This window comes from Enterobacter sp. GER_MD16_1505_Eko_090, assembly GCF_003331015.1.
Lineage (GTDB): Bacteria > Pseudomonadota > Gammaproteobacteria > Enterobacterales > Enterobacteriaceae > Enterobacter > Enterobacter roggenkampii.
Window position 1 is genome coordinate 1 of the sequence record NZ_PUQF01000042.1, and the last position, 5,617, is coordinate 5,617.

Below are 5,617 nucleotides of genomic sequence, written 5' to 3' on the forward strand. Positions count from 1 at the left end.
CAGGGAGATGGCCAGCCATCACCACAGGAGAAAACCAGGATGCACACACGAAACGTCAACGTCAAAACCGCCGCTCAGGAATCTTCCAGGAAGATGGGGGAAGAACAAAACCCTGTTTCTGTCGCACGGGAGTGGGTGGCTCAGGCCACTTCGCTGAAGGCGGGGGTCACCGTCACCCTGTCCGATGTGTCCCGATACGGCGACGTGCAGGTGGAGATCCGCACCAACGGAACGCTTAACTGGCGCGCCTGGTCGTTTGAACCGGATTTTCTTTTTGAACTGAAACGCAATCTGCAATACGTGCAGCTTTAACCGGAGGCCGGATGTCCGGCCTTAACCCAGAGAAGGAGGAAACATGCAGAACCTTAACACCCGTCCGGCGACCCGTAAGGTCGGGCAGAGCACCGAAATCGTGAAGCTGCTGCGCATTCAGGCCAGCGACACCCACGTGGTCGAGTTTGACAACGTGGACACCCGATTTAATGACTGCAACAACTGGCAGGTGATGGCAGGAGGCAAACGAGTCCTGTTCAGCAACCGCATGTATGAGCGTTTTTCAGATGTGAAATCGGGGATCGTGGCAACGATCAACGTGTGTGAAAACAGCGGCAGCGTAACGGATAAAGCGATGCTGGAAGGGGCAAAAGTCATGATGCAGCTTCTTGATGGCTATCCGTCCTTTGGAGCACTGGCAGCACACCCGAAACGCATTACCGGTTAACCGGGTGCCGTGACCGGATCGCACTCCGGCCACGGCTAACCACAACTATCACTGAGAGGTAAAAATCATGGTCGCCACCAATACTACGGCAAAAAAACCAGCCAGGACCACCCGTCAGACAAAATCTGCGGAAAAAATCGCGCAGTCTACCGAGCAGAAACTCGTCCGGCTGCTCGCTGATACGCCCGTGCAAATCTTCCCGTACTCCCGCCTGTCACACACTGGCTTAAACACGCGCATCATTCCGCATACCGATCAGGAAGTGGAAGAGATGGCAGACAGCATTCAGGCAATGGGCATCCTGCAGAACCTGATCGGTGCAGAACTGCCGGACGGTACGATCGGCATTGTCGGCGGGGAAGGTCGCCGCAGAGGCACAGGCATTCTGGTGATGCGCGGTGTGCTCGATGCGGACACGCCGTTTGTTCCGGTGAAAGTCCTGCCCGTGGAGATGGCTGTGGCGGCCTCGATGATCGAGAACGGTCGACGTAAAAACATGCATCCCGCCGAGCAGATTATCGGTTTTCGTACCCTTCAGCAGGAAGGTAAAACGGCCTCTCAGATCGGCGCACTGATGGGCTACCACCCGCGCCACGTTCAGCGCTGCCTGAAGCTGGCGAATCTTGCCCCCTCCCTGCTGGATGCGCTGGCGCGGGATGCAATCTCCCTTGAACAGTGTGAAGTCCTGACACTTGCTGATACCCATGAGCGTCAGGAGCAGGTCTGGAAAGAGGCTGTTGAACAGTGGCGCGATCCAGCCGTACAGACTCTGCGCAGAATGGTGACCGACGACAAGATGGCCATCAGTCACCCGATGTTTGAGTATGTGGGCGAGGAAGCCTATACCGCCGCTGGCGGTACGCTGACCGCCGACCTGTTCAGCGACAAGGACAGCACCTTTGCCGATGCGGCGCTGGTTAAATCTCTGCTGGCTGGCAAGCTCACCGTGCTCGCCGCTCGCGTTAAGCAGGAGCAGGGCTGGGGCTGGGCTGAGTTCCGTATGACGGAACTGCGTGCCAGCGGTGAGGACGGTGAACAGTACCGTTTTGCGATGCCGAAAGCTGTCCTGACGGAAGAAGAACAGAAACGCGTCAGTGAGCTGGAAGAACAAATGGAAGCCACTGAAAGCTACGATGACGAATACGAGCTTCAGCAGGATATCGATGACATTTACTGCGAGGCGCAGTACCGCGAAGCCACGCCGGAATTTCGCGCCGCGCACGGAATCTGGGTGTCATGGGACGGTAGCAATTTTCGGGTTCAGCCTGGTATCCGCAGGCTGACCGACGAAGACCGGGCAGAAGAAGAACAGGCGCGTCAGGAACGTGAAAGCAATGTGATCAGATACACCACGCCTGACATTCCCGCTGACGCCTATCCGGCAACGCTGGTTAAGGCCATGTCAGCCGAACGGACTCTGGCTGTTCAGGCCGAACTGGCGGGTCGTCCTGACGTGTCGGTGGCGCTGCTGACGTGGACGCTGTGTCTTGCGCTCTTTGATCGCACCCACGGCAAGCGCAGCCAACCGCTGAAAGCCTATGTGACCTCGAATCAGTATCACCTTGCATCACTGGCTCCATCCGGTGAAGAAGGGAAGGCGCTGACGGCGCTCAAAGCGCAGAAAGAGGCGCTTCAGGCAACGCTGCCCGAAAACTGGCATCTCGATTTCACGTGGCTGCTTTCATGGTCAGCGGAGCAGGTGAACACCCTGCTGGGATTCTGTGCCGCGCACGGTATCAACGGTATTCAGGAACGTATGTACAACCATACGCAGAAAAGCGAACTGGACGGGCTGGAAGCGGCGCTGGACTTTGACCTGCGCAAATGGTGGCAGCCGGATGCTGAGAGCTACTTCGGCAAGCTCACCATCGCCCAGATTGGCAAAGCCTACGAAGAAGCCGGACTCAGTGCCCGCGCCGGAGAGATTGTGAAGCTCAAGCGCCGCGATGCGGCGAAGGCCGCCGAGCAGGATCTGAATGCTCAGGGCTGGCTGCCTGACTGGATGGTGCGCACATCACCAACCGCTGAGGCTGAAGAAGCCACCGAAACCGACGCTCACACCACTGACCACGCTGCTTAATACCGGAGGCCGCCGCCTTCGGGCGGCGGGAACAGACATGACTATGCAATATGACCTGAACCAAATCAACAAACTGACCGCCTCCGACCTGGAGTTTATCCGTCAGCAGGGCGAGGACGCGCGCCGCGCCCTCAGCGATACCGTGACCGGCCTCCTGTCGACACCAGAAGGATGGCACGTCTGCGCCGAATACCGCAGCGAGTTCGGCGGCTTCTTCCCCGTCCAGTGCCGCTTCAGCGCGGACGGCAGCGATGACTGGCATCTGTGCGTGTGCAGCCCCGGCGAAGTCTCGCCTTACTGGCTTCTGGTACTGCTCTCCTCCGGTGGGGAAGTGGTGCGTACCCTTTACCAGAGTGACACGCTACAGCCTGACCGGATAAGCCAGCTGATCGCGCAGCTGGCAGGTATGCGCCGCTTTAACTGCACTGCCCGCACCGTGGCGAACCTGATGAGCGGGGAGGTGACAGCATGATCCCATCCTCACACGCGCTCGTTTCCCTGAAGCCCGCCCGTCAGGCTGCAATACAGGCTATCAGCCATGTTGAGTCTGCCCGCGAACGCGGCGCACGACTGCCCGCCATGCCGTATGTGCGTACCTTTCTGCGTCTTCTCACGGGCAGCGGACGCCTCAACGCCACGGTGGCCAGTAAAATACCTGGCCTGCACTGGGTGCCAAATAACCGTCATTCGAACCTGAAACAGGTCGAGGAGGCGCTTAACACGATGATCGCCACCAGTGGCGAAGCCTGCCCGCTGCCGCTCACGATTGACGTACAGGCCGAACTGTTTCCTGAGGTCATGCACACCCGCACGGGTCGACGGCTGCACCGGTCCGGCATTAAGACCACGCGCCAGCTGCGCCGCCAGTCTCGTGAGTACGAACAGCGCTGGAAACTGCGCCAGAACCTGCTGGAGCAGGCGAAAATTGACCTGAATTTTCAGTCTCCGGAAACCGTCTGCACCTGGTACACCCGGTGGAGCGACGAGTTTGACGCGGCAGAGCTTGCCGGACCGTTCTGGCGCTGGCAGTCGCGGTTCGCGTCGCTGAAGGAACTTGACTGGCTTCGCATCAGCGGTGAGCCGCTGTATACAGTGATGTATGAAATCCCGTTTATTGTCCGGGAAACACCTGAGCATGTTCGTGTCGCTGAACGCTGGCAGGTGCCAAATAAGCTGGCTGACCGGAGCGGTGTATGAAGTGGCGCTATTCCCTGCGCTGGAAATTGCCGCACAAGCCCTGCCCAGGTCTACTGGAGCTGGTTTCAGTTGTCGTGGAGGCAGGGCAGGCGGCACCTGAGGAGGTGATGGCACGCTGGGTTGCTGGCTCAGGTTACGCTGTTTGCGTGGATTTTCTCGGTCAGAAACAGATCCAGCGCTGGAGCGATGAACGGAAAGCCGCAGTGAGAAGGCGCAATATGCAGGCACGGATTAATCGTGTTGCCCCTTTGTTTGCCGATGAGTTAATCGAGCGTGAGCTGGCTGCAAGTCAGGCATATTTCAATGGCAAGTCCGCCCGATGAATCAGATACAATGTTGTCTGACTGCTCAGACAAAACATATAAGGAAAGCAGAATTATGAGGTACTGGTTGCTCGTTATCTTCCTGAACGTGCTGTTCTATTTAATCGTTAAGCATGCTGCGCCAGAATGGCATGGTACGCCTGGTTATTATGCAGGCCAGATCATCTGCACACTAATAGCTCTGGTCATCACATGGCGTGATCCGCCTGGCTGGTTAGATGAAATCCTGCTCGGCGTAATGAAATACGGAGTTCTGAGTGCCGGGATCATCTTCTTTGTCTGGGGCGTCGGGTACAAGCTGGCATTCTGGGGGCAGGGTAATTCTGATGCCGAATTTGTAAGTGCATTTGACGTCATTTTGCCCAATCTTGCGCTGGTCACGGGCGTAGTGATCGCGGGATGGGGATACCTGAGATATTTCAGGCGTTAAGCAGCATAAAGCGTGGATATACCTGGTAAGAAAGAGCACCTGCCCGGTATAATCGACGTGGCGCTTGAGGCTTTTTGCCTCATGACGTGAAGGTGGTTTGTTGCCGTGTTGTGTGGCAGAAAGCAGAAAGCCCCGTAGTTAATTTTCATTAACCCACGAGGCCACCTGTATGCCTAGACAACATCAGGATAGCCTCTTAGATGCCGCAAGGCAAGGAGAAGAAGGCCATGAAACTGCCACGAAATACCCTGCTCTGGTGCGTATTAATAGTGTGTCTCACACTGCTGATATTCACTTACCTGACACGGAAATCGCTCTGCGAAATCCGATACAGGGACACGAACAGGGAGGTGGCAGCTTTTATGGCTTACGAATCCGCTAAGTAGCTAACCCCGGCGGGGGGGAACCCCCGCCATTCAGGGGCTGAGACTGTGTGGACATGCCTGAAGCGCCTTTATGAAGGGGTTGCCGGTTTACCGGTAGCCCCTTTTTCCATCCCGAAGGGTGCAGTCGCATGCATGAACAACCCGGAAGGTCTGTTCCCCTGCGGGGAACGGGGGAAGGGGGACGCGCCTTCGGCGCTGCCCCTCTGCTCCCTCCGCCTTGTAAACACTCCGGCCTTTCCTGCCTGATTTTGCTGAAGTCAGCGCGCCATGAGTTACCTGCCTGTCTCTGGCTTCGGCCTGGTTTTCCCTGTGCTCTTCATCCCGGGCGTTATATCCGGCGTCCTGCTGGTTAACTTTCTCAGCTGCAGCTCAGTGGCCATAACCCAAAAAACGGGCAGGGCGATGGCCCCCTTCGGCTCCCGGCCAGCGCTGCTGTCCGGTCGTCGAGCCCCACTCCGCCAGGGCGGCCGCTGCGCACCC

8 protein-coding genes and 1 pseudogene are annotated in these 5,617 nt (G+C 57.6%); all 9 read left to right on the forward strand.

Going from position 1 to position 5,617, the window contains the following annotated elements; genetic code table 11:
* A partial coding sequence (locus tag C6A40_RS24310) for a hypothetical protein (protein ID WP_446717788.1) occupies positions 1–312 on the forward strand: 312 nt, incomplete at its 5' end.
* 43 nt (positions 313–355) lie between these two features.
* Positions 356–721 (forward strand): hypothetical protein, encoded by a 366-nt coding sequence (locus C6A40_RS24315; protein ID WP_015572064.1) that lies wholly within the window; start codon positions 356–358, stop codon positions 719–721.
* 67 nt (positions 722–788) lie between these two features.
* Complete coding sequence (locus C6A40_RS24320; RefSeq protein WP_114191459.1) at positions 789–2,801, forward strand: ParB N-terminal domain-containing protein; 2,013 nt, start codon at positions 789–791, stop codon at positions 2,799–2,801.
* 37 nt (positions 2,802–2,838) lie between these two features.
* Entirely contained in the window at positions 2,839–3,273 is a 435-nt protein-coding gene (gene psiB / locus C6A40_RS24325; protein ID WP_048209982.1) for a conjugation system SOS inhibitor PsiB, read from the forward strand.
* Complete coding sequence (locus C6A40_RS24330) at positions 3,270–3,998, forward strand: plasmid SOS inhibition protein A (RefSeq protein ID WP_048209983.1); 729 nt, start codon at positions 3,270–3,272, stop codon at positions 3,996–3,998. The genes psiB and C6A40_RS24330 overlap by 4 nt, the downstream gene beginning before the upstream one ends.
* The gene (locus tag C6A40_RS24335) at positions 3,995–4,321 is read left to right on the forward strand and encodes a hypothetical protein (RefSeq protein WP_023327674.1); all 327 of its coding nucleotides are present in this window, start codon (positions 3,995–3,997) and stop codon (positions 4,319–4,321) included. Before C6A40_RS24330 ends, C6A40_RS24335 begins: the two co-directional genes overlap by 4 nt.
* Positions 4,322–4,376: 55 nt before the next feature.
* Positions 4,377–4,751, forward strand: a complete 375-nt coding sequence (locus C6A40_RS24340) for a hypothetical protein (RefSeq protein WP_023345473.1) — start codon at positions 4,377–4,379, stop codon at positions 4,749–4,751.
* Positions 4,752–4,920: 169 nt separating this feature from the next.
* Positions 4,921–5,070, forward strand: a pseudogene (locus tag C6A40_RS25420) (DUF5431 family protein); the annotation flags it as partial.
* Positions 5,018–5,137, forward strand: coding sequence for a type I toxin-antitoxin system Hok family toxin (locus tag C6A40_RS24350; protein WP_223156217.1), 120 nt, complete (start codon positions 5,018–5,020; stop codon positions 5,135–5,137). The pseudogene C6A40_RS25420 and the gene C6A40_RS24350, both read left to right, overlap by 53 nt.
* Positions 5,138–5,617 lie beyond the last annotated feature (480 nt).